Genomic DNA, 22763 nt, shown 5'->3' with positions numbered 1-22763 from the left:
CGATGAAGTGACTCTTCTGCCAGGGATAAACACGAACCAAGCAGATAATGCAATAAATGGGCGCTTTAATACGGCAACGGACCAAAACTCAAGCGGTAAGTTTATCCGCCGTGACACACAACCACGGTTTGGATGACAGATACTGACAACCTGACCCGTCGGCGGTTCCTGAAGGCGACTGGCGGTGCGGCATCGGCCGCAGCGATCGCCGGCTGTACCGGCGACAACAACGAAGATAGCAACGACGATAACGACGACAACGAGCAGGGCGACAACCGCCTGCAGCTCATCAACTCGACGATGACCACGCTGGACCCTGTGAAGTCGACGGGGACCGCGTCCGGGACGGTCATCCAGCAGGTCTTCGACCCGCTGTTCAACTACCCGAACGCGGAGGTCAACGTCGAGAACCTGGTGGCGAAGGGCCACGAGGTCTCCGACGACCTGACGACGTACACGTTCGAACTCAAGGAGGGCGTCAAGTTCCACGGTGACTACGGCGAGGTCACCGCCGAGGACGTCGTCTACTCCTGGCGGCGCCTCGCGGAGTCGAAGAACTCCCGGCGTGCACGCTTCATCCTCAGCATCCTCAAGGTCAAGCACGAGAGCACGACGAAGACCTACAAGGACTCCGAGGGCGAGGAGCACGAACTCAGCGTCGCGAAGCCGGACACCATCTCCGTCGAGGCCGTCGACGACTACACGGTCAAGATGACGATGGAGCAGCCGTTCCACGCCACGCTCGAGATGCTGGCGTACACCTCCTTCGCCGTCTTGCCGAAGGGCATCGTCGGCGACATCGAGGGTTACGACGGCGAGATGTCCCACAAGGAGTTCGCGACGAAGAAGGCCATCGGCTGCGGTCCGTTCGAGTTCAACAACTGGAGCAGCAACAACAAGGCGAAGGTCGAGGCCTTCGATGACTACCACGGGACCGCCCCGAGCGTCGACGGCATCACCTGGAACATCATGTCCGACGCCAACGCGCGTCACACGTTCGCTTTCAAGAACAACAACGTGGACTTCGCCTACAGCGCGGACATGCCGACCTCGAAGTACGACCCGAAGGCCGTCAAGAACACCTCCAAGGACGACCTCGGTCGGACCGTCGGCGAGTACGAGGCCGAGGGCGAGACGATGGACTACCTCGAGGTCATGCCGATCAACACCTACTACATGGGCTTCAACATGGACGCGATCCCGAAGCCCGTCCGGCAGGCCGTCGCCTACGCGATGAACCAGGACTCCCTGGTCAAGGAGGTCTTCAAGGAGCGTGGCACCCCTGCGTACCACTTCACGCCCCCGGCCATCTACCCCGGCGGCGCGCCGAAGTACGAGGAGCACGCCAAGAACAAGTACCCCTACGGCTACAACGAGAGCAACCTCGAGAAGGCCCAGAAGCTCATCGAGGAGGAGACCGACTACGGCCCGAACAACAAGTTCGAGTTCACGTTCACGGTCTACAAGTCCTCGACCGCGTGGCCGAAGGTGGCGAAGCTTCTGCGTGACAAGCTCGCCTCCGCGCACATCAACATCAACGTCGAGAAGACGCCGTTCTCGACGCTGACCCAGCGCGGCCGCAACGGGAAGCTCGAGGCGTACTCGCTCGGCTGGATCATGGACTACCCGCGGCCGGACAACTTCCTCAACCTGCTGTACCCGCCGGAGTCCAGCACGGACCTCAGCGCTCCGCTCTCCTACATGAACTGGGAGGGCACCGACGCCGCCGAGAGCGCGAAGAACGCCTGGGAGACCGTCTCGAACAACACCCAGCCGACCGACGAGGCCCAGCAGACGCGTAACGACGCCTACGTCACCATGGAGGAGGCCAACTGGGAAGACGTCGGTCAGCTGCCCGTCTACCACGGCCTCGAAGAGCGCTACACGTACGACCACGTCGAGGCGCCGAAGTTCGGCGGTGGCGGCTACAGCCGGCAGATGTACAACGAGGTCAAGCTCGACAAGTAACACCGCCGCGTTCGGCTTCTTTTTTTAGCGGACAGCAGGCATAGTCCCTATTCTGTACAGAAACAGTGGATGCTATCGCAAGACATAATGATGAGAGCGCGAAATTCGCATACGAATCAGTCATGAAAGTGGTTCACAACGGGTGCAACAGAACCTACGAGGCTGACAGAGCAGTGACGGGGGTGTTCGTACCGCCATGAGCCGGTGGCGGTACTTCGCACGCCGTCTGCTCCTGTCGATTCCGATCCTGCTGTTCGGGGCATCGGTGACGTTCGTCATCATCAGGATGGGTCCGATGGACCCCATTAGCGCGATCCTCGGCCAGAAGGCGACGCCGTCGGCGTCAAAACGGATCGCCGTGGAACTCGGGCTCAACCAGCCGCTGTGGGAACAGTACATCGATTACATGATCAACATGTTCACGTTCGACCTGGGCCAGTCGTGGGTGATCCAGCCCGACACGAGCGTGTACACCCTGCTGGCGCAGTACGCGCCGCGGACGATCTGGCTCGGCTTCTGGTCGGTCCTCATCGCCATATTCGTCGGCATCCCACTCGGCTTCTACGCCGGCCTCAACCCGAACACGTGGAGCGACTACACCGCGTCGTTCGGCGGCATCGTCTGGCGCGCCATGCCGAACTTCTGGCTGGCGGTCATCCTGATGCAGATCCTCTCGAACTCGAAGAGCGTGCTCTTCGGCTTCGACTGGCAGAACTGGATCGTCTCGACGAACGTCGTCGGCGCGCCGCCGCTCAGCGACCCCTTCGACCCGCACCAGATGCTGGTCGCGTTCAAGATGGTCGCACCCGCGGCGCTCGTCCTCGGGTCCGCGTCCATGGGGAACGAGATGCGCATCGGGCGGACGGCGGTGCTGGAGACCGTGAACTCGAACTACATCGAGACGGCGCGCGCGAAGGGCGTCCCGCCGCGGGCGCTCGTCTGGAAGCACATCTTCCGGAACGCGCTCATCCCGCTGGTGCCCATCATCACGGGCGAGGCGTTCCTGCTCATCGGCGGGTCCGTCCTCGTCGAGACGGTCTTCTCCATCTCGGGTCTCGGCTACCTGTTCTACCAGTCGGTCATGCAGGCCGACCTGCCGCTCGTCGGATCGCTCATGTTCGTCTACATCACCATGGTCGTGGTCATCAACATCGTGCAGGACTTCCTGTACACGATAATCGACCCCCGCGTGGGGTACGAGGGAGGTGCCTGAGATGAGCATCGCAGACGCCGACCGCGAGCGGTCGTTCCGCGAGATGGTCGCGGACGAGCCGCGTCCCGCGCTGCTGTGGATCGCGGGCGTGGCGCTGCTCGTCGCGGTGGAGTTCGGCGCGCTGATGAACCTCGTGATGTCGCTGCCGTGGGACCTGGTCGCCGACAAACTGCCGGGATTCATCGCGGCCGTCGTCGCGCCGTTCGCCGCGCTCGGCGACCTGCTCGCCGGCCTCCCGACGCTGCTCACGCGCGACATCTTCGACAACCAGGGCTGGCGGTTGCCCGGCGGCGGATGGGGCGGCACGTTCCTCGGACTGTCCCCGGCCGTCGTCTGGGCGCTGCGGACCGTACTCATCTACGCCTACGCGCTCGTCTGGCTGGCCTGGCTCTGGAAGGGCTACCTCACCTACCGCGAGCACTACCGCCACGCCGACTGGACCCCGCGCGACGACATGATCAACCGGTTCCGCAACCACCAGTGGGGCATCTTCGGCGTCATCGTCGTGTTCCTGTTCGTCGTGATGGCGATCTTCGCCCCGGCGCTCGGGACGACGACCATCGAGGAGAACATCCAGAACCCCTACGCCCACGAGACGAAGTACCTCGACCAGGAGACCGGCGAGGTCGAGACCGTCCTCGTCGGCCAGGCGAACCTCCGGTCGGAGTCCACCGGGTCGCACAACGTGGGGCCGATGACCTACGACGACTACGACCGGTTCCACCCGATGGGAACGCTGCCGTCGGGCAAGGACATGTGGACGTTCATGGTACACGGGGCGCGCGTGTCGCTGTTCATCGGCATCACCGCCATCGGACTGAGCGGCCTGATCGCGGTCGCCGTCGCGCTGCTGACGGCCTACTACAAGGGACTCGTCGACCTCGTGACCGTCGTCATCGGCGACTCCATCATGTCACTCCCGCGACTGCTACTGTTGATACTGCTATCCTTCGTCCTCCAGGGCACCTGGATAGCGGGCATCTACAACGGCGCGTTCGTGCTCGCGCTCATCTTCGCCGGAACCGGGTGGCCGTTCCTGTGGCGCTCGGTGCGTGGGCCGGCGTTCCAGGTCTCGGAGGAGGAGTGGATAGACGCCGCGAAGAGCTTCGGACAGAAACCCCGCGTCACGATGCGCAAGCACATGGCCCCGTACATCCTGGGCTACCTGCTGGTGTACGCGTCGATGAGCCTGGGCGGCATCATCATCGCCGTCGCTGGCCTCTCCTTCCTCGGCCTCGGCATCTCCCCGCCGACGCCGGAGTGGGGCCGCGCGGTCGACGTCGGCCAGGGCTACGTCGCGAGCCCGTCGTGGCACATCTCGCTGCTGCCGGGCATCATGATCGTGCTCGTCGTGACCGCGTTCAACGCGCTCGGCGACGGCATCCGCGACGCCATCGACCCGCAGAGCGACTCCGGCGAGGGCGAAGGTGCCGAAGTCAGTGCTGCAGGAGGGACTGGTGCATAACATGGCGACGAACGAGTACGCTACGACGACGACCCGCGGCGACGCACTGCTAGAGGTAGAGAACCTGCAGACGGCCTTCTTCACCGACAAGGAGGTCATCCGCGCCGTCGACGGCATCTCCTTCGACATCGAGCGCGGCGAGACGGTCGGCATCGTCGGCGAGTCGGGGTCCGGCAAGAGCGTCACCGCGCGCTCCATCATGGGCCTCGTCGACTCGCCGGGCCGCGTCCTCGACGACAGTAGCATCCGGTTCGACGGGGAGGAGCTGACCGGCAAGAGCGAGGAGGAGTACCGCAAGCTGCGCGGCGGGGACATCGCCATGGTGTTCCAGGACCCGCTGACGAGCCTCAACCCCGTCTACACCGTCGGGAACCAGATCAAGGAGGCGCTGCGCCTCCACCAGGGCCTGACCGGCACCGAGGCGACCGAGGAGGCCATCAACCTGCTCGAGGCGGTCGGCATCCCGGACGCCGGACGCCGCGTCAAGGAGTACCCCCACGAGTTCTCCGGGGGGATGCGCCAGCGGGCGGTCATCGCCATGGCGCTGGCCTGCGACCCGGAGCTGCTCATCTGCGACGAGCCGACGACCGCGCTCGACGTGACCATCCAGGCCCAGATCCTCGAACTCCTCCAGGAGCTCCAGGAGGAGCGCGACCTGGCCATCATGTTCATCACGCACGACATGGGCGTCATCGCCGAAATCGCGGACCGCGTGAACGTGATGTACGCGGGCGAGATCGTCGAGACCGCACCCGTCGTCGAACTGTTCGAGAACCCGCGCCACCCCTACACGCGCGGGCTGCTGAAGAGCATCCCCGGGAACAACCCGGAGGCCGACCGCCTGGCGACCATCGAGGGCGACGTGCCGACGCCGAACGAACCGGCGACGTACTGCCGGTTCGCGCCCCGGTGTCCCGAGGCGTTCGACGAGTGCGAGAAGGTCCACCCGGTCCCGGTCGCGGTCGACGACGACGCCGGGGACCACGCGGCCGCGTGCCTGCTGTACCCGGAGGACGTGACGCAGGACCAGGCCGTGGAGCTGCATCGCGCCGAAGCCAAAGAGAGCGAGGAGGAACTATGAGCGAACAGAGCGTACGACAGACCGAGGAAGCGGTCGGCGCCACCACCGGCGAACCGCTCATCGAGGTCAACGACCTGAAGACCTACTACGGCGAGGGCGGCCTCGTCGACGACAACCCCGTCAAAGCGGTCGACGGGGTATCGTTCAACATCGAACGCGGCGAGACGCTCGGACTCGTCGGCGAGTCCGGCTGCGGCAAGACGACGCTGGGTCGCACCCTGATCCAGCTCGAGGAGGCAACGGCCGGCGAGGTGCTGTTCGACGGCACCGACATCACCCAGCTCTCCGGCACCGAGCTGAAAGAGTGGCGACGCAACAGCCAGATGGTGTTCCAGGACCCCGAGTCCAGCCTCAACGACCGGATGACCGTCGGCGAGATCGTCCGCGAGCCGCTGGACGTCCACGACTGGAAGACGTCGCAGGAACGCCGGGCTCGCGTGCGCGAGCTGCTCGACGTCGTCGGGCTCCAGCCCGAACACTACTACCGGTACCCGCACCAGTTCTCCGGCGGCCAGCGCCAGCGCATCGGCATCGCCCGCGCGCTCGCGCTCGAACCGGAGTTCGTCGTGCTCGACGAGCCGGTCTCCGCGCTCGACGTCTCCGTGCAGGCCCAGATCCTCAACCTCCTGGAGGACCTCCAGGAGGAGTTCGGACTGACGTACCTGTTCATCGCCCACGACCTCTCCGTCGTGCGCCACATCTGCGACCGCGTCGCCGTGATGTACCTCGGCCACATCATGGAGCTGGGCGACAGCGAGGAGCTGTTCCAGAGCCCGAAGAACCCCTACACGCAGTCGCTGCTGTCGGCCATCCCGGACCCGGACCCGACGAGCGACAAGGACCGCATCACGCTCCGTGGGACCCCGCCGAGCCCGCGCGACCCGCCGACCGGCTGTCCGTTCAGCACCCGTTGTCCCATGAAGATCCGCCCGGAGGAGTTCCAGGACGTCGACGACGACGTCTGGGTCGCCGTCGAGGTGTTCCGGGAGGTCGTCCGCGAGCGGACCCGCGCCGACCGGAGCCTGACCGATCGCGCGAAGGAGCTGCTGGGGATGGAGACGCGCTACTCCGACATCGACGAGATCCGCGCGGAGCTGTTCGGTGACGTCGACGTTCCGCCGTCGGTCCAGCAGCACGTCGACGAGGCCGCAGACTACATCGAGCACAACGACGACCAGCAGGCCCGCGAGTACCTCCGCGACGTGTTCGGGAGTACCTGCGACACCGACTCCCCCGACGATTACGCCGTCAGCAGCAGCGGGCGAACCAGCCTCTGCCACCGGCACCAGGACGAGTACGAGGCGCCGGACGAGTTCACCCCGTACGCACAGCGCTGATGGAACGAGTCGACCGGTCACCGCGACGTCTGCGACAGGCGCTCGACGCGCTCGTCTACGCCGCCGCAGTGACCGGTCTGGTCTTCCTCGTCGGGCTCGTGCTGAGCCTGCTCGTCGGCGCTGGCCTGGTCGGCGTGAAGTACGTCCTCTTCCTGGTCGGACTCCTGCTGTTCGGCTACTCGACGTTCCAGTTGCGGCCCCAGCGGCCGTGGGACACCGAGAAGACCGACGACGGCGGCGTCGAGGTCGTCCGGAAGGACGACGGGATGGACGCCATCGGCTCGCGCGAACAGACCAGGTTCCAGGCCGCCGTCCAGCGGCTTCCGCCGCTGTCGCGCTACTCCATCCCGCCCGAGGAGCGACTGCCGGTCGGGCTGAAGCTGTTCCTGTCGAGTCTCGCGGTGCTCGGGACGTCGTTCGTGATGGAGGCCGTCTTCGGCGTCGCCGCGTAGCAACAGGCTTTACCTCGTCGACGGCGAACGTGTCGACATGCCAGAAGCTGGCGACGAGGACCCCGACTACGCCGAGCGCATCGCTGCCAACGCCGACGTCGAACAGAACGCCTGGCAGCAGACGCTCGACGACATGGAGGCCATGGCCGAGGAACTCGAAGCCGAAGGGTGGGACGTCGTCGCGATACCGGCGAGTCACACCGCGCCGGAGAGCCCGGACGCCGGCGAGACCGACCGGTTCGGGTTCGCATACGTCGTCCCGGACAACTACGCCGACGAGTTCGACGAGGCGTTCGAGGAGGGTTCGTTCCCGAAGTACCGCGTGTTCCGCAACGAGATGGGGTCGCGGGTGTTCCAGCTGACCCAGTTCCTCGACCCCGGGTCCGAGACGGCCATCCTCGTCGCCGGGACGTACGAGCTGATGTACGCGCCGCCGCTCGTGACGACCGCGATGGAGGAGGAGGAGATGTACAGCCACGTCCAGACGCTCGACGGGACCGTTCTCGGCTCGTTCCGCCACGACGACTACGAGAAGTTCTTCCCCAACCCCCAGCGGTACAAGAACTACACCGAGCGCGACGCGTAGCGCCGCCGGACGGCCCCCTGGTGCAACCGAACGGCCCCTCGACGCGCCACCCGACGGCCCCTCGGCGCGCCGGTGTCCTGCGCTAGCGAACGAACTCGTTGCTGCCGACGTCACGGACCCCTACAGCGACGCGACGAACTCCTCGAGGAGCCGGTTGAACGCCACCGGCTCCTCGAGGAACGGGCAGTGGCCGCTGTTCTCGAACGTCTCGACGTCGGCGTCCGGGAGCAGCGACGCGACGTGTTCGACCGCCGCGACGGTCCGCCAGGTCTCGTCGGTCGTGGCGACCACGAGCGCCGGGACGTCCAGCGCGGGGAGGACGTCGCGGTAGTCGCGCAGCGTGTAGTCGGCGAGTATCGCGCTCTTGACCGGCGGCGACGGACGGGACAGTTCGTCGCGCGCGAGCCGTCGTGTCTGCGGCGACACCGACCCCGCGAACGCCGCGTCGATGAGTCGTTCCGTGAAGTCGGCGGGGTCCGTCTGGACGAGTTCGAGTCGCTCCTGCAGTCCGTCGAGGTCGACGCTGCCGTGGTCGTAGTCGTCCCACCGGAACGGCGACGCCGACATGTCGACGACGACCATGCCGGCCAGTCGGTCGGTGCCGAACTGGTCGGCGTACTCCCAGGCGACGAGCGCCCCCATCGACCAGCCGACGAGGACGACGTCGTCGAGGCCGCGTTGGTCGAGGAACGCCTCGACGTCGCGGGCGTACCGGGGGACCGTGTGACCGGTCTCCGGCGTCGCCGAGCGTCCGTGGCCGCGGTAGTCGAGCGCGACGGCGCGATGGTCTGTCGACGGCGACAGTTGGTGGTGGAAGAATCGCAGCCCCGCCATCACCCCGTGCAGGTAGACGACAGGCCGTCCGTCGCCCTCGTCCTCGTAGTAGAGGTCGACCCCGTTGCACCGTTCGTACGGCATCCCACGAACGTAGACGCTCGCGGCGCATAGCTCTGCGGGCCGACCGGGAGCCGTTGCAGAACGCGGGGGATTCCGGCGGTGAGCGCGCCAGAGCGCCACGACTGCTCGCTTCGCAGGGTACAAGAAGGGTGAAACCGTACCCCGGGCGTATGAACGTTGCCGAAGCGATGACGCCTCGCTCCGACGTCGTCACGGTCGAACTCCCGGGCACCCGTGACGACGTGCTCGAGTACCTGCAGGAGCGGTCGTTCTCCTCCGTTCCCGTCGTCAAGCAGACCGACGACGGCGAGACGTACCGCGGTCTCATCTCCCGCGACGACCTGATAGAGAACCCCGACGAGGACCAGCTCGCGATGCTGATGCGGGACGTCGCGACGACCACCCGCGACACGACCGTCGAGGAGGCGGCAGCGCTGATGCTCGACGAGGGTATCCGGCGCGTCCCGGTCGTCGACGGCCAGCTCGAGGGGATAATCACCGTCACCGACGTGGTGCGGGCCATCGCCGAGAGCGAAGCCGACGGCGGAACCGAGGTCGGCGACCTGGCGACCCGCGACGTGAACACCACGTACGTCGAGACGCCGCTGACGGTCGCCGAGCGCGAGCTCTTCTACGCGAACGTCCCCTACGCCGTCGTGCTGGACGACGAGGGCGAGATGGACGGCGTCCTGACGGAGGTCGACATCATCGACGTCGCCCAGGTCGTCGAGGGCGAGGACGACACCGGCGGGAGCATCGCCAACGAGGACGACGACTGGATGTGGGAGGGCATCAAGTCCGTCGGGAACAGCTACATCCCGACGCGGAACGTCGAGATTCCCTCCGCGCCCGTCGGCGATTTCATGACCGGTGACGTGGTGACGGTCACGGGGCGCAAGACCGCCCGCGAGACGGCGCGGACGATGCTCAGCAACGACGTCGAGCAGGTGCCGCTGGTCCAGGGCGACCAGCTCGTGGGCATCGTCCGCGACGTGAACCTGCTGGAGGCGCTCACATGAGCGAACTGATCGAACTGGCGAAGCGCCGCGGGTACTTCTTCCAGTCGAACGAGGCGTACGGCGGCGCCGCCGGGTTCTACACCTACGGGCCGCAAGGTGCGTCGCTGAAGCGCAACGTGGAGGAGGCGTGGCGCGACCGGTTCGTCGTCCGCGAGGGCAACGTCGAGATCGACGCGCCGACGGTGACGCCCGAACCCGTCTTCGAGGCGTCCGGCCACCTCGACGGCTTCGACGACATGCTCGTCGAGTGCCCCGAGTGCGGCGAGAGCCACCGCGCCGACCACCTCGTCGAGGACGCGAGCGACGTCGAGGACGCCGAGACCTACCCGCCGGAGGAGGTCGCGGAACTGATCGCCGACCTCGACCTGGAGTGTCCGTCCTGCGGTGCCGACCTCGCTGGCGAGTCCGTCGAGGAGTTCAACCTCATGTTCGAGACGGGGATCGGGCCGGGCAGCGGCCAGGCGGCGTACCTGCGCCCCGAGACCGCCCAGGGCATGTTCGTCGAGTTCCCGCGGCTCAAGGAGTACGCCCGCAACCAGCTTCCCTTCGGCGTCGCCCAGATCGGCAACGGCTACCGCAACGAGATCAGCCCCCGGAACGCGCTGCTGCGCGCCCGGGAGTTCACGATGGCCGAACTGGAACTGTTCGTCGACCCCGAGGAGGACCGCCCGGACCTCGACGCCGTCGCCGACGTCGAACTGCCGCTGTACTCCGCCGCGCGCCAGGAGGCCGACGGCGAGGAGTACCAGTACCTCACCCCGCAGGCGGCGCTCGACGAGGGCGTCGTCAACGGCGAGTGGGTCGCCTACTTCCTCGCAGTGTCGAAGCGCTGGTTCGAGCGCGTCGGCGTCGACATGGACCGGTTCCGCTTCCGCCAGCACCTGCCCGGCGAACTCGCCCACTACGCCTCCGACTGCTGGGACGCCGAGGCCGAGGTCGACGGCGACTGGGTGGAACTGGAAGGGGTCGCCAACCGGACCGACTACGACCTCGAAAAGCACGCCAAACACTCCGACGAGAACTTCACCGTCTTCAAGCAGTACGACGAGCCGAAGACGGTCGAGCGCGTCACGGTCGACCCCGACATGAGCTACCTCGGCCCCGAGTTCGGCGGTGCCGCGGCCGACGTCGCGGACGCCCTCGAGACGCTCGCCGAGCGCGACCGCGCCGCGTTTGACGACGATGAGGTCACCGTCGAGGTCGACGGCGAGGAGCACGCCGTTCCCGTCGAGAAGACCGGCTTCAGCGTCGACGAGGTCACGGAGTCCGGCGAGCACGTCACGCCGCACGTCATCGAACCCGCGTTCGGCGTCGGTCGCGTCGTCTACAGCGTGCTGGCGCACTCGCTCCACACCGACGAGGTCGACGACGAGGAACGGCAGGTGCTGCGCCTGCCACCGGAGGTCGCCCCGACCACCGTCGGCGTGTTCCCGATGATGGACAAGGACGGCATGGGCGAACTGGCGCGCGACCTCGCGGCCGACCTGCGCGCCCGCGGCATCGACGTGACCTACGACGACTCGGGCAACATCGGGCGGCGCTACCGCCGCCAGGACGAGGTCGGCACGCCGTACTGCGTGACGGTCGACTACGAGAGCCTCGAAGACGGCGAGGCGCGACGCGCCTCGGACAGCGCGAGCGGTGATGAACCGCGAGCAGGCACCGTCACGCTGCGGGAACGCGACTCGACCGACCAGGTCCGGGTCGCCATCGACGACCTGCCCCATCTGCTCGCCGACCTCCGCGCCGGCGAGCGGTCGTTCGACGACCTGCGGTAGCCGTGCACAGCGAAATCAAGCGTCGTCTCGTGCACGTCAGCGGGACCGGCCTGCCCGCCCTCTACCTGCTGAACCTGCTCACGTGGCAGCAGTTGCGGTGGCTGCTGCTGCTCGGGTCGGTGTCCGCGGTCGTGCTCGAAGCAATCCGGCTGTTCGTCGGCCTCGACTGGCGCATCTTCGAGGAGCTCACCCGCGAGTACGAACAGGAGAACCTCGCGGGGTACGCCCTCTACGCCTTCGGGATGACGGTCACGGCGTTCGCGTTCCCGCCCGACGTCGCCGTCCCGGCGATACTGATGCTCACCGTCGCCGACCCCATCAGCGGCGTCCTCGGGTCGGGCGAACTCGGCGTGAAGGCCGGCCACACCCTGCTCGTCACGTTCGCCGTCTGCGTCGGCATCGCGTCGCTGTTCACCCTGCCGCTGGTGGCGGCGGTGCTGGGCGCGCTGGTCGCCACGCTCGCCGACGGCGTGAAGCCCGTCATCGCCGGCTACGTCATCGACGACAACCTCACCATCCCCATCGGCGCAGGCGTCGCCATGTTCCTCGCCGTCCGCTACCTGCCGACCCTGGTGTAGTCGCCGCGCTCGTCAGCGCCGCCTGGGGACGGCGTACCCCACCAGCACGAGCACGAACAGGAGCCAGCCGAAGAACAGCGCCAGCCACGGCAGGTCGCCGACGGCGCTCGCGACGGGCGACAGGCGGACGACGAGCGCGAGGTAGGCCGCGCCGCCGACCAGCGAGAGCGCGGCGTGCCGACGTTCGCCCGCCTGGGCGGCGAACCCGAGGGTGAGCGCGAACCCGAGCGCCGGGAACGCCAGCGCGTAGACGACGGCCTTCGCCACGTCGCCGACGAGGGCGTAGGGGAGCGAGTAGAAGACCGCGAGCGGCAGGAAGTTGCGCGCGAACAGCCGCCAGCAGTCGCGGTAGCTCCCGGGCGACTCCGCGGTGAACAGTGCGCCGAGCGTGGCCTTCGCCCGCTCGACCGGCGTCGACCCGTTCGTTCCCATCAGCCGGCAGTTGTGTCAGCGCCCGGTAACAGGATTTCGCTTCGCGCGGCAGGGCGCAGAACTATGGCCCCTGGGCCGGTAGGTGCGGACGACGGCGCGAACGTCGTTCGCGCAGGAGACAAGGATGACCGCGCCAGACGAGGACGAGACGGACGGCCGCCGTGCCGACCCGGCCGACGCGTTCGCGGCGCTCAGCGACCCGCTCCGGGTCGACATCCTCCGGGAACTGAGCGCGCACCGCCGGACGACCGGCGAGGAAGTGACGGGTTTCGCCGACCTGCGCAAGGGCGTCGGCGTCCGCGACTCGGGGCGGTTCCGCTACCACCTCAACGAACTCCGCCCCAACTTCGTCGAGAAGACCGACAGCGGCTACCGCCTCACCCACGCCGGTCTGCAGGTGGTGGCCGCCATCCTCGCGGGCACCTACACCGACGACGTCTCGAAGGGGCCGGTCGAACTCGACAGCGACTGCCCGTTCTGCGGTCGGCCGGCTGTCGCGAGCTTCCGGAGCGGTGCCTGCTTCGTGACCTGCGGTGAGGACCACCCGCTGTTCCAGTGGAGCGTCCCCCCGAACGCCGCCGCCGACGCCTCGCTGCCCGACGTCGTCGACCTCGCGGAGTTGCTGGCCTTCCAGGCCATCGAGCAGGCGCTGGCCGGCGCCTGCCCGCAGTGCTACGACCCCATCGAGACGGCGGTCGCCGTCACGGACGGGTCGGAACAGCCGACCTTCCGGGCCGTCTGCGACACCTGCGGCGCGCGAATCGCCGGCCCGGTCAGCTTCTGCCTGCTCGTCGACCCGGCCGTGGCGGCGTTCTGCCGCCGACACGGGCTCACGCTCCGCGACGACCACGTCTGGGAGTTCCCCTTCGTCGGCGACGACGCGGGCGGCACCGTCGTCGCCGACGACCCCGTCCGCGTCGAGTTCGACGTCTCGCTCGGCGAGGAGCGACTCCGCGCCACCGTCGACGACCGCGGCGACGTCGTGGCAGTGGATGCGCCCGACGAGACGACGTGAGACCCACCACTCTTCCCGGAAGCGGCCAACGCTGAAGACCCCGGGAACCGTACCGACGGGACGAGCATGTACGTGGACCCCGACCCGGAGTGCGACGAGGCGGGGTGGGGAACGGCGCGGTCGACCGCCGTCGCGGTGACGGCCGCCGTGGCGTTCGGCGGGACCTACGTCGCGACCTACGGACTCGACCGGTACCTGACCTACACCGACGCACTCGGGCGGTACGGCGTCGTCCTCCAGTTCGGCGTCATGATCGGTCTCGTCGTCCTCCACGAGGCCGTCCACGCCGTCGCCTACGCCATCCTCGGCGGCCTCTCGTGGGACGAGATCGCGGTCGAGGTCGGCCTCGACTTCGACGACGGCCTCGACCCGCTGCACCACTCGGTCCACCCGGCGCGCCCGCTGCGCCGCCGGGCCTACTACGCCGGCGTCGCTGCGCCCGGAGTCGTGCTCGGCTTGCTTCCCGCCGCGCTCGCCCTCGCGACCGGCAGCGCGCTCGCGGCGTTCGTCGGCGTCGTCGGCCTGCTGCTGGTCTCGACGGACGTCCCACCCCTCGTCGAGGCCTGGCGACATCCCGAGGCGATGGCCGTCGCCGACCCGGCGCAGTGAACGTGTAAGAGCGCGAATAGAAAATCCGTTCGCCAAGCGCTGAAGGCCGAACCGGCCGTCTTCACGTTCACCCATGACCGACACGACGACCGCACCCGAAGGTCGCGCCGGCGAACGGTCCGTGGACGAGTCGCTCCCGGAACAGCCGACGGTCGAGCGGGCGGGCGGCCTGCGCTCGCGACTGCCCGACCCGACGTACCTGGCACTACTCTTCTTCCTCGGGGTTCCCGGCACGCTGGTCCCGTCGCTGGAGTGGATGGAGACGTTCTACCTGTTCGGACTGTTCGGGTTCGTGCCGATGCTCAGGGGGTTCCTGCCGTCGCCGGGCAGCGACGAGAGCCCGACGGACTGGATCCGGATGGGCACGCGGTCGAGACTGCGGCCGCTCGTGTCGACGGCGTACATCCAGCTCAACCCGTTCCTCCAGCTGAAGGGGCTGTCCCAGCTCGCCGGCCACGTCCCCGTCCTGCTGCGTTACCGGTTCCGGCTGCCGAACGCCGAGCGGTACGACCAGCAGGTCGACTACCGACTCCCGGTCGAAGGGGAGTGGACCGTCGTCAACGGCGGGCCGACGCGCGAACACTCCCACTCGTGGGGGATGCTCGCCCAGCGATACGCCTGCGACCTGGTCGTGACCGACGACGGGCGGTCGTTCGAAGGGGACGGCGAGCGGCCGGAGGACTACCACTGCTACGGCGAGCCGGTGGTCGCGCCGGCGGACGGCGTCGTCGTCGCAGCCAGCGACGGCCACCGCGACTACCACCGCGCCGGCGGCTGGCTGGACCCGCTCCAGCGGGACCTGCGCGGGAACTACCTGACCATCGAGCACGCCGACGGCGAGTACAGCGTTCTCGCCCACCTGCAGGAGGGAAGCCTCGCGGTCTCGGCGGGCGACCGCGTCGAGCGCGGCGACGTCGTCGCGCGCTGCGGCCACTCCGGCAACTCGACGGAGCCCCACCTCCACTTCCAGGTCCAGGACCACCCCTCCTTCTTCCGCGCGATGAGCCTGCCGGTGTACTTCGCGGACCTCCGGATACGCGACGCCGACGGCGAGACGACGACGCACGAGCGGGCGTACGTCCGCGAGGGGCAGCGGGTGACCCCGCTGGGCCACGAGGAAGAAAGGGTGGCGAGCGCGGGAGACGACGGGCGAACGACGGACGCGGAGCGTCCGTCCCGCGAGTGACCGGGCGCGTCGGCGCTGGAACTATCTTCCCCCGCTCGGAACCGGCGTGTATGCGAGCCATCTTCTTCGACCTCGACGGGACCCTCCTCGACTTCGAGCAGGAGTACGCGGACCTGCTGGCCGACGCCGTCGAAGCGGTCGGGGCGGAGGCGACCGACGACGCCATCGAGACCTACAGCGAGGCGTTCTACGATTCCTTCGCGGCGTGCGACCCCGACCCCATCCGGGCCGGGTTCGCGGCGACGGACCTCGACCCGGACCCTGGTGCGCTCGCGGACGCGCTGCTGGCCCGGGAGGCCGAGGCGTGCCGGACACCGGAGGAGGCCGACGCCGTGCTCTCGCGGCTGACCGACGAGTACGCGCTCGGCGTGCTGACGAACGGCCTGCGCGAGTGGCAACTGGAGAAGTTGCGGGCGAGCGGCATCGCGGAGCACTTCGACGCCGTCGTCGCGTCGTACGAGGCCGGTGCGCACAAGCCCGACCCCGAACCGTTCCGCCTCGCGGAGGAGCGACTGCCCGCCGACGAGTACGCGATGGTCGGCGATTCCGACGCCGACGTGGCGGGGGCGCGCGACGCCGGGTGGATCGCACGCCGGTACGACGGCGGCGGGTTCGACGACCTCCCCGGCGCGCTCGACTGGCAGTGACCGCCGGCGGGCTTTACTTCCACCCTGCTACGCGAACCCTTTAATCGCTTCACGACTAACGACCGACGAATGGCTGCCACGGACGCGGAGACCGACTACGTGGACCACCCGCTGCTCGTCCCCGAGTTCATCGAGCGACGCCTCTACCAGATCCAGCTCGCCGGCACGGCGCGCAACGAGCACACGCTCGTCTGCCTGCCGACGGGGCTGGGGAAGACGACCGTCAGCCTGCTCGTCACCGCCGAGCGGCTGAACGAGGTCGGCGGCAAGTCGCTGCTGCTCGCGCCGACGAAGCCGCTCGTCAACCAGCACGCGGAGTTCTACCGCGAGGCGCTGGCGATTCCCGACGAGGACGTCGTCGTCTTCACCGGCGAGGTCCGCCCCGAGGAGCGCAGCGAGCTCTGGCGCGACGCACAGGTCGTCATCGCCACGCCGCAGGTCGTCGAGAACGACCTCGTCGGCGGGCGCGTCGACCTCGGCCCGGTCACCCACGTCACGTTCGACGAGTGCCACCGCGCGACCGGCGACTACGCGTACAACTACATCGCCGAGCGCTACCACGCCGACGCCGAGGCCCCGCTCGTGACGGGGATGAGCGCCTCGCCGGGCGGCGACGAGGAGTCCATCCTGGAGGTCTGTGAGAACCTCGGCATCCGCGAGGTCGAGGTGATGACCGAGGAGGACAGCGACGTCGCCGAGTACACCCACGACACGGACGTCGAGTGGGTGCGGGTCGAGCTTCCCGACGAGGTGGTGGAGATACGCGACGCGCTGAACGAGGTCATCAGCGACCGCCTCGAACGCCTGAAGGAACTCGGCGTCGTCAACACGACCCGGCCCGACATCTCCCAGAAGGACCTGAACGCGGTCCGGGGCGAACTCCAGAAGCTCATCGACAACGACCAGTCGGAGGGGTACAAGGGGATGTCCGCCCACGCCGAGGTGATGAAGCTGCGGCGCGCGGTCGAACTCGTCGAAACCCAGAGCGTCGAGTCGCTGCGGCGGTACTTCGAGCGCCAGCGCAACGCCGCGCGGAGTTCGGGCGCGTCGAAGGCGAGCCAGCGGTTCGTCTCCGAACCGAAGGTGCAGGAGGCGATGCGGAAGGCCGAGGCGTACGACGAGCGCCACCCCAAGTTCCGGAAGGCGCACGCGAACGTCGCGCAGGCGCTCGTCGACGGCGGCGAGCGCATCATCGTCTTCACCGAGTCGCGGGACACCGCCGAGACGCTGACGGAGTTCTTCAGCGAGCACTTCACCGCCCAGCGGTTCGTCGGCCAGGGCGACAAGGACGGCAGCGACGGCATGACCCAGAAGGAGCAACAGGAGACTCTCGACCGGTTCCGCGCTGGCGAGTTCGAGGTGCTGGTCTCCACCTCCGTCGCCGAGGAAGGGCTGGACGTGCCGGAGGTCGACCTCGTGCTGTTCTACGAACCCGTACCGACCGCCGTCCGGTCCATCCAGCGCAAAGGGCGGACCGGCCGGCAGGCCCAGGGCCGCGTCGTCGTCCTGCTCGCAGAGGACACCCGCGACGAGGCGTACTTCTGGATCGCCCAGCGCCGCGAGGACGAGATGGAGGAGGAACTGCGCGAACTGAAAGGGGTCGCCGACGAGGTCGAGGCGGAACTGGACGACAGCCAGCAGACGCTCGGCGACTTCGACGACGACGCGACGAGCGAGGTCGGCCACGGCCTCGAAGAGTACGCCGAGGAGTCCCAACCGACGGACGCCGACGACCTCGACGGCGCGGTCCCCACGGCGCGCGGCGAGGACGCCACCGAGATTGTCGCCGACCAGCGCGAACTCGACGCGAACATCGCCCGCGACCTCTCGGCGCGCGACGAGGTCGACGTGCGCCTGGAGACGCTGGCCGTCGGCGACTACATCTGCAGCGACCGGGTGGCGGTCGAGCGCAAGTCGGTGAGCGACTTCCTCGACTCGCTGGTCGGCGGCGACCGCTCGGTGTTCGAGCAGGTCGGCGACATGACCCGCCACTACTCCCGACCCGTGCTCGTGCTGGAGGGCGAGGGCCTGTACGAGCAGCGCAACGTCCACCCGAACGCGGTCCGCGGCGCGCTGGCGTCGCTCGCGGTCGACTTCGGCGTCAGCGTCCTCCGGACCGAGGACGAGGACGACACCGCCGACCTGCTGGAGGTCGTCGCCGCGCGCGAGCAGGAGACCAGCGACCGCGAGGTGTCCGTCCACGGCGAGAAGCAGGCGAAGACGCTCGCCGAACAGCAGGAGTACGTCGTCGCGTCCATCGCCGACATCGGCCCCGTGACCGCGCGGTCGCTGCTAGCCGCGCTCGGCAGCGTCGAGGCCGTCATGACCGCGTCGGAGGAGGAACTGCTCGACGTGGAGGGCGTCGGTCAGGTCACCGCGGACCGCATCCGCGAGGTCGTCGCCAGCGATTACGAGGGGTAACGGACCGTTGGGTCGGTCGCGTGCAGGAGCACGTCTCCGTTCGTCGGTGGGTCACCCGTCGGTGGGCGAGACGCCGACCGGACGGGCCTCGTTTCGGGAACAAACGGACGGTTTCGACGGACCGACGCGACGTTTCGACGCCGACCTGACGGTGCGTGCGACCATCAGGAGACGGAACCGGTCACAACTGCTCGTTACTTCGCGAAATTACCGCCTTCGCGTCCGCAGCTATCGTTATGCGTTCCGTGTCGAAAGAAATCGGTACGTGCCGAGTAAAACGGTTAGTCACGGGTGACGAAAACGGCCTGAACGGTCAATCGACATTAAACGGCTCGTATCCATTGACGCCGTACAGGATGATGCTCACCGAAGACGACAGTACGGAACCCGAGGTCGACGCGCTGTACGGGGAGCCCCAGCACGAGACCGACGGCGGGCCGGTCGAGGAGTGGCACCGGTACGGCGAACCGCAGCACGACGTCGTCGAGGGGGAGGTCCCGGAAGAGTTCGACCCCGACGTCGTCCGTGCGCTCGACTGGCTCGGACGCCCGGTGAGCGTCTGGTTCCGCACCGGCGACGACTGAACGGCAGCGACGGCCCGGTGAGCCCAGACGCTACGGGACGACCGTCACGGACACCTTCTCCGAACGAAGCACCGTCTCGGCAGCGCTGCCCACGATGGCGCGTTCGACAGCGCCGGAGCCGTGGTGGCCCATGACGACGTGGTCGTAGCCGCGCTGCTCGACGAGGTCGAGGATGTCCTTGCCCACGCGTTCGGCGGGGCGGAACTCCAGGCGCACGTCGGTCGACAGCTCCGGTTCGGTCTGGATGCCGTTCTCGTCCAGGATCTCGCGGGCGTTGTCGAGGATAGCGTCGGTCGCGTCCGTCTCCTCGTCGGTGAAGTGGACGACGTGGAGCGACGCGTCGAAGTTGCGGGTCATCTCGGCGGCGAACCTGAGCGCTCGCGTACTGCACTCCGAACCGTCGATAGGTGCGAAGATGTTCATAGCGTATCGTTGGGCGAAGTTGGTTTAACGGTTTGCCCGGTCGAGCGCGGCCACCGCCTCCGCCGCCTCGCGCGTGGCGGCGAGCAGGTCGCGAGCGCGCGCGACGTCGTCGGTCTCCTCGGCCTCCCGGGCGAGGCGGGTCAGCTTCCGCACCAGCGCCGCGCGGGCCTCGCCGAGGTCGCCCGCGTCGCGGCGCTGCGGTCCGGCCGACCGCTCGTTCCGCTCCGGCGGTGCCGCCGCCCGGCCGTGTTCGACCCGGCCGGGCGCGGTCCGGTCGCCGCCAGCACCGGCGGGCGACCGCGCACCCCGGGAGCCTCCGCTCTGGCTCGGCGGCGCGCGCTGTGGCGCTTCCGGGGCGTGCTGCGACGGCGACGTGGTGGCGTCGGCCTCCGGCGTCGGCTCTCCGCCGTCCACCGGCTCTGCCTGCGGTTCGGCCGCCGCGGCGTCGTCCGTCACCCCGTCAGCCGCGACGTCGCCCCGCGTGGACCCGGCCGCCGCGTCCTGCTCTGACTGCGCCGACTCGTCCGACGAGGCGGCGTCGCCGCCAGACTCCGACGGCTCGCCGGGGTCGCTGGCCGCACCCGTCTCCTGCTGGCAGGTCGGACAGAACTCCGTCCCCTCGTAGCGGAAAATCGGGTCACCGCAGGTGTCGCAGTGCTTGCTGGTCATCGTCGCACCCTGCAACAGCAACTCGCTCATCTGCTGGGTCGTCTTCCGGTCCTCCTGCTCCGACTCGTACTTCCGTCGGAGCTTCTCCCGCTCGGCTTCCTTGTCGAAGTCGCTCATATGTCACGAATGGAACGCCGTCCTCTTGCGCCTTTCCCTCCGCGCCGTTCTCGGCCCGTGAGGGCGGCGTTGTGCCGCACGACGCTCGACGGCTCCGTCCCCTGGACGCCCGGACGCGACCTGCGAGCGCGGCCGGATCTTCAAGTACCATGCCGGGACCAACGCCGACGTGTCGCCGTTCCCGTTCACCGACCTCGAAACCGCCGCGTACTGCCCCCGGAAGCTCTACTACCGCCGCCGCGACGAGGTGACCGTGCCCGAGCGCGTCGCCGAGCGCCGCGAACTCGCGTTCGAGTACGAGCGCCTGCTGGACGCCCCGGACGCCGACCTCGCCGCCCTACCGACAGCACTCCCGCCGGACGAGTATCGGGCGAACCTCGACCGCGCCGCCGACTGCGACGCGTGGCCCGACCTGTGCGACCCTGCCGAGCGCGAGCGCCTCGTCGCGGGCAAGGACTGCCGCGGCGTCGTCCACAAGGTGCTCGACCGCGACGGTCCCGTGCCGTCGATGGTGTTCACCGGCGACCCACCCCCGGAGGGCGTCTGGGAGCCACAGAGCGTCCGCACCGTCGCCGCCGCGAAGGCGCTCGCGTGGGAGCACGAACGACCCGTCGAGCGCGCGTTCGTCGAGTACCCGACCCACGGCGTCGTCCGAGAGGTACGGCTCACGACCCGGCGCAAGGCGGCGTACCGGTCCGCGCTCAGAACTGCGCGAGCCATCGACGGACCGCCCCCGCGACTGCGGGGCGACGCGAAATGTGACGCCTGCGAGTACCGCGAGGAGTGCGGCGTGCGGACGCGGTCGCTACGGTCACTGCTCGGCTAGCCACGTCTCGACCGCGTCGGCGTTGGCGCCCCGTCGGAGTATCTCGCCGCGCTCGACGTCGACGACGGTGCTGCCGGTGTCGCCAGTTTCGCCACCGTCCAGGACGACCGCGGCGGCGTCACGTATCTCGCGGTCGAGGTCGGCAGGGCGACGCACGCTCTCGCGGCCGCTGACGTTCGCGCTCGTGGCCGTGATGGGGGCGACCCGCGCCAGGAGTTCGAGCGCGAGGTCGTGGTCGGGCACGCGGACGCCGACGCACTCCCGGCCCGCGGTGAGGACGTCGGGGACGGCGTCGGTCCTCCGGCAGAGCACCGTCACCGGCCCGGGAAGGAACTCGTCCATGAACGCCTGCTCGCGCTCGGTGGGGTCGACGTACTCCAGCGCAGTCGCGACGTCGGGGACGGCGAGCGAGACGGGGTTCTCGCGCGACCGTCGCTTCGCGTCGAACACGCGCTCGACGGCGGTCTCGTCCAGGGCGTCGGCGCCGAGGCCGTAGACGGTCTCAGTCGGGTAGACGACGAGGTCGCCGCGCCGGAGCGCGTCCGCGGCGCGTTCGATGTCCTCCATGGCCGACGTTCCGCCGTCGGACGGAAAAAGCGTAGCGTTCGGCGACGGGGGCGTCCGGCGTTCGAGCCGGCTACAGGTCGGCGAGCGCGTCCTCGATGGCGTCGTAGTCGGGGAACTCGGGCCACTCGGTCGCCACCCAGGCGTACCGGACGGTGCGGTCGGAGTCGAGCAGGAAGACGGCGGGGCGGTGCTCGCGGACGCCCGTCATGTCGTCGAGGTCGTGGACGACGCCGTACTCGTCGGCGACGGTGGCGGCCGGGTCGCTGAAGAGGTCGTAGTCCATGTCGCGGTCCTCGATGAGCGACGCGTGTTCGTACGGCGTCGAGATGGAACAGCCGACGACGCGGACGTCGTACTCGTCGTCCCACGCACGGTCGGCGAGTTCGTCCCACATGTACGTCCCCGGGAACGCGCCGTCCATCGTGTAGAAGACGAGCAGCGTCGGTCCTTCGTCCGTCAGCGTCGACAGCGCCACGTCCTCCCAGTACTCGTCGTTCACCAGCGGCCGGGTGAAGTCGGGCGCGGTTTCGCCCACCCTGGGGTGGTCGGTCTCGCCGAGGTCGACGACGTCGAAGTCCATCACTCGGCACCTCCGTCGCCGTAGGTGGCGTCGAGATACTCGACGATGTTCGCGCTCTCGCTCATCGTGACGCCGGTGTTCTCGTCGACGATGGCCGGAACCGTGCGTTTGCCGCTGATTCGCTTGACGACGTTGCGGTCGCTGTGCATCGGTTCGACGAACCGCGACCGGTAGGCGACGTCGTACTCCTGCAGTTTGCGGACCACGCGCTCGCAGAACGGACACGCCTGGAGACGGTACAGCGTGATCGGCGGGTCGCCGGTGTCGGCGCTCATAGCGAACGTTCGAACGAAACGCGGGTAAGGGCTTCGCT

24 protein-coding genes are annotated in these 22763 nt (G+C 68.5%); 17 read left to right on the top strand and 7 right to left on the bottom strand.

The annotated features are described in order from the left end of the window. The first annotated feature begins 132 nt into the window (after nucleotides 1-132). The 7 genes from NKT36_RS08980 to NKT36_RS08950 all read left to right on the top strand — a co-directional run bounded on the left by NKT36_RS08980 (nucleotide 133) and on the right by NKT36_RS08950 (nucleotide 8102). Nucleotides 133-1968, top strand: a complete 1836-nt coding sequence (locus tag NKT36_RS08980; RefSeq protein WP_327050712.1) for an ABC transporter substrate-binding protein — start codon at nucleotides 133-135, stop codon at nucleotides 1966-1968. 196 nt (nucleotides 1969-2164) lie between these two features. Then, the gene (locus NKT36_RS08975) at nucleotides 2165-3181 is read left to right on the top strand and encodes an ABC transporter permease (protein ID WP_327050711.1); all 1017 of its coding nucleotides are present in this window, start codon (nucleotides 2165-2167) and stop codon (nucleotides 3179-3181) included. 1 nt (nucleotide 3182) lies between these two features. Then, a complete protein-coding gene (locus tag NKT36_RS08970; RefSeq protein ID WP_327050710.1) occupies nucleotides 3183-4646 on the top strand; it encodes an ABC transporter permease in 1464 nt (487 codons plus the stop codon). 1 nt (nucleotide 4647) lies between these two features. After that, entirely contained in the window at nucleotides 4648-5727 is a 1080-nt protein-coding gene (locus NKT36_RS08965; RefSeq protein ID WP_327050709.1) for an ABC transporter ATP-binding protein, read from the top strand. Further along, nucleotides 5724-7064, top strand: a complete 1341-nt coding sequence (locus tag NKT36_RS08960; protein ID WP_327050708.1) for an ABC transporter ATP-binding protein — start codon at nucleotides 5724-5726, stop codon at nucleotides 7062-7064. Before NKT36_RS08965 ends, NKT36_RS08960 begins: the two co-directional genes overlap by 4 nt. Continuing rightward, nucleotides 7064-7516 (top strand): DUF7555 family protein, encoded by a 453-nt coding sequence (locus tag NKT36_RS08955; RefSeq protein ID WP_327050707.1) that lies wholly within the window; start codon nucleotides 7064-7066, stop codon nucleotides 7514-7516. Before NKT36_RS08960 ends, NKT36_RS08955 begins: the two co-directional genes overlap by 1 nt. A gap of 37 nt (nucleotides 7517-7553) precedes the next feature. Next, on the top strand, nucleotides 7554-8102 hold the full coding sequence (locus NKT36_RS08950) for a DUF7529 family protein (protein ID WP_327050706.1): 549 nt from the start codon (nucleotides 7554-7556) through the stop codon (nucleotides 8100-8102). A gap of 120 nt (nucleotides 8103-8222) precedes the next feature. Here the strand turns inward: NKT36_RS08950 and NKT36_RS08945 are convergent, their stop codons facing one another. After that, nucleotides 8223-9020 carry an alpha/beta fold hydrolase gene (locus tag NKT36_RS08945; protein ID WP_327050705.1) on the bottom strand — a complete coding sequence of 266 codons (798 nt, stop codon included), beginning with the start codon at nucleotides 9018-9020 and terminating at the stop codon, nucleotides 8223-8225. A gap of 149 nt (nucleotides 9021-9169) precedes the next feature. On the opposite strand from NKT36_RS08945, the gene NKT36_RS08940 reads away from it, so the two are divergent. From NKT36_RS08940 to NKT36_RS08930, 3 genes are read left to right on the top strand one after another with little or no spacing between them, the layout of a single operon-like run. Next, nucleotides 9170-10018, top strand: coding sequence for a CBS domain-containing protein (locus NKT36_RS08940; protein ID WP_327050704.1), 849 nt, complete (start codon nucleotides 9170-9172; stop codon nucleotides 10016-10018). Then, a complete protein-coding gene (gene glyS, locus NKT36_RS08935; protein WP_327050703.1) occupies nucleotides 10015-11796 on the top strand; it encodes a glycine--tRNA ligase in 1782 nt (593 codons plus the stop codon). Before NKT36_RS08940 ends, glyS begins: the two co-directional genes overlap by 4 nt. A 2-nt stretch (nucleotides 11797-11798) precedes the next feature. Further along, nucleotides 11799-12374 (top strand): dolichol kinase, encoded by a 576-nt coding sequence (locus NKT36_RS08930; protein ID WP_327050702.1) that lies wholly within the window; start codon nucleotides 11799-11801, stop codon nucleotides 12372-12374. 12 nt (nucleotides 12375-12386) lie between these two features. Here NKT36_RS08930 and NKT36_RS08925 read toward each other — a convergent pair whose 3' ends face one another. Next, the gene (locus NKT36_RS08925; protein ID WP_327050701.1) at nucleotides 12387-12806 is read right to left on the bottom strand and encodes a hypothetical protein; all 420 of its coding nucleotides are present in this window, start codon (nucleotides 12804-12806) and stop codon (nucleotides 12387-12389) included. A gap of 124 nt (nucleotides 12807-12930) precedes the next feature. Here NKT36_RS08925 and NKT36_RS08920 point away from each other — a divergent pair, with 124 nt between their 5' ends. The 6 genes from NKT36_RS08920 (at nucleotide 12931) to NKT36_RS08895 (ending at nucleotide 19268) form a co-directional block, all read left to right on the top strand. Next, entirely contained in the window at nucleotides 12931-13821 is an 891-nt protein-coding gene (locus tag NKT36_RS08920) for a winged helix-turn-helix domain-containing protein (RefSeq protein WP_327050700.1), read from the top strand. A gap of 66 nt (nucleotides 13822-13887) precedes the next feature. Beyond that, a complete protein-coding gene (locus tag NKT36_RS08915; RefSeq protein WP_327050699.1) occupies nucleotides 13888-14430 on the top strand; it encodes a metalloprotease family protein in 543 nt (180 codons plus the stop codon). Between the two features lie 73 nt (nucleotides 14431-14503). Next, nucleotides 14504-15616 (top strand): M23 family metallopeptidase, encoded by a 1113-nt coding sequence (locus NKT36_RS08910; protein WP_327050698.1) that lies wholly within the window; start codon nucleotides 14504-14506, stop codon nucleotides 15614-15616. A gap of 50 nt (nucleotides 15617-15666) precedes the next feature. Further along, nucleotides 15667-16263 carry an HAD family hydrolase gene (locus NKT36_RS08905; protein WP_327050697.1) on the top strand — a complete coding sequence of 199 codons (597 nt, stop codon included), beginning with the start codon at nucleotides 15667-15669 and terminating at the stop codon, nucleotides 16261-16263. A 69-nt stretch (nucleotides 16264-16332) separates the two neighbouring features. Continuing rightward, entirely contained in the window at nucleotides 16333-18684 is a 2352-nt protein-coding gene (locus NKT36_RS08900; protein WP_327050696.1) for a DEAD/DEAH box helicase, read from the top strand. 356 nt (nucleotides 18685-19040) lie between these two features. Beyond that, a complete protein-coding gene (locus NKT36_RS08895; RefSeq protein WP_327050695.1) occupies nucleotides 19041-19268 on the top strand; it encodes a hypothetical protein in 228 nt (75 codons plus the stop codon). A 30-nt stretch (nucleotides 19269-19298) separates the two neighbouring features. On the opposite strand, the gene NKT36_RS08890 is transcribed toward NKT36_RS08895, so the two are convergent. Both NKT36_RS08890 and NKT36_RS08885 read right to left on the bottom strand, forming a co-directional pair. After that, nucleotides 19299-19691, bottom strand: a complete 393-nt coding sequence (locus NKT36_RS08890) for a universal stress protein (RefSeq protein WP_327050694.1) — start codon at nucleotides 19689-19691, stop codon at nucleotides 19299-19301. Nucleotides 19692-19715: 24 nt separating this feature from the next. Continuing rightward, nucleotides 19716-20477 carry an Sjogren's syndrome/scleroderma autoantigen 1 family protein gene (locus NKT36_RS08885; RefSeq protein WP_327050693.1) on the bottom strand — a complete coding sequence of 254 codons (762 nt, stop codon included), beginning with the start codon at nucleotides 20475-20477 and terminating at the stop codon, nucleotides 19716-19718. A 169-nt stretch (nucleotides 20478-20646) separates the two neighbouring features. Between NKT36_RS08885 and NKT36_RS08880 the strand changes: the two genes are divergently transcribed. Next, nucleotides 20647-21303, top strand: coding sequence for a CRISPR-associated protein Cas4 (locus NKT36_RS08880; RefSeq protein ID WP_327050692.1), 657 nt, complete (start codon nucleotides 20647-20649; stop codon nucleotides 21301-21303). Here NKT36_RS08880 and NKT36_RS08875 read toward each other — a convergent pair. The 3 genes from NKT36_RS08875 to NKT36_RS08865 form a co-directional block, all read right to left on the bottom strand. Next, nucleotides 21289-21870, bottom strand: a complete 582-nt coding sequence (locus tag NKT36_RS08875; protein ID WP_327050691.1) for an L-threonylcarbamoyladenylate synthase — start codon at nucleotides 21868-21870, stop codon at nucleotides 21289-21291. The genes NKT36_RS08880 and NKT36_RS08875 overlap by 15 nt on opposite strands. Nucleotides 21871-21940: 70 nt before the next feature. After that, a complete protein-coding gene (locus tag NKT36_RS08870) occupies nucleotides 21941-22453 on the bottom strand; it encodes a redoxin domain-containing protein (protein ID WP_407652163.1) in 513 nt (170 codons plus the stop codon). Next, complete coding sequence (locus NKT36_RS08865) at nucleotides 22450-22725, bottom strand: glutathione S-transferase N-terminal domain-containing protein (protein ID WP_327050689.1); 276 nt, start codon at nucleotides 22723-22725, stop codon at nucleotides 22450-22452. Before NKT36_RS08865 ends, NKT36_RS08870 begins: the two co-directional genes overlap by 4 nt. Nucleotides 22726-22763 lie beyond the last annotated feature (38 nt).

The sequence above is a fragment of the Halomicrococcus gelatinilyticus genome (genome assembly GCA_024227995.1).
In the GTDB taxonomy this organism is placed as follows: Archaea; Halobacteriota; Halobacteria; order Halobacteriales; family Haladaptataceae; genus Halomicrococcus; species Halomicrococcus gelatinilyticus.
Note: the sequence above shows the minus strand (reverse complement) of the source record. Positions and strands in the feature narration are given on the sequence as shown.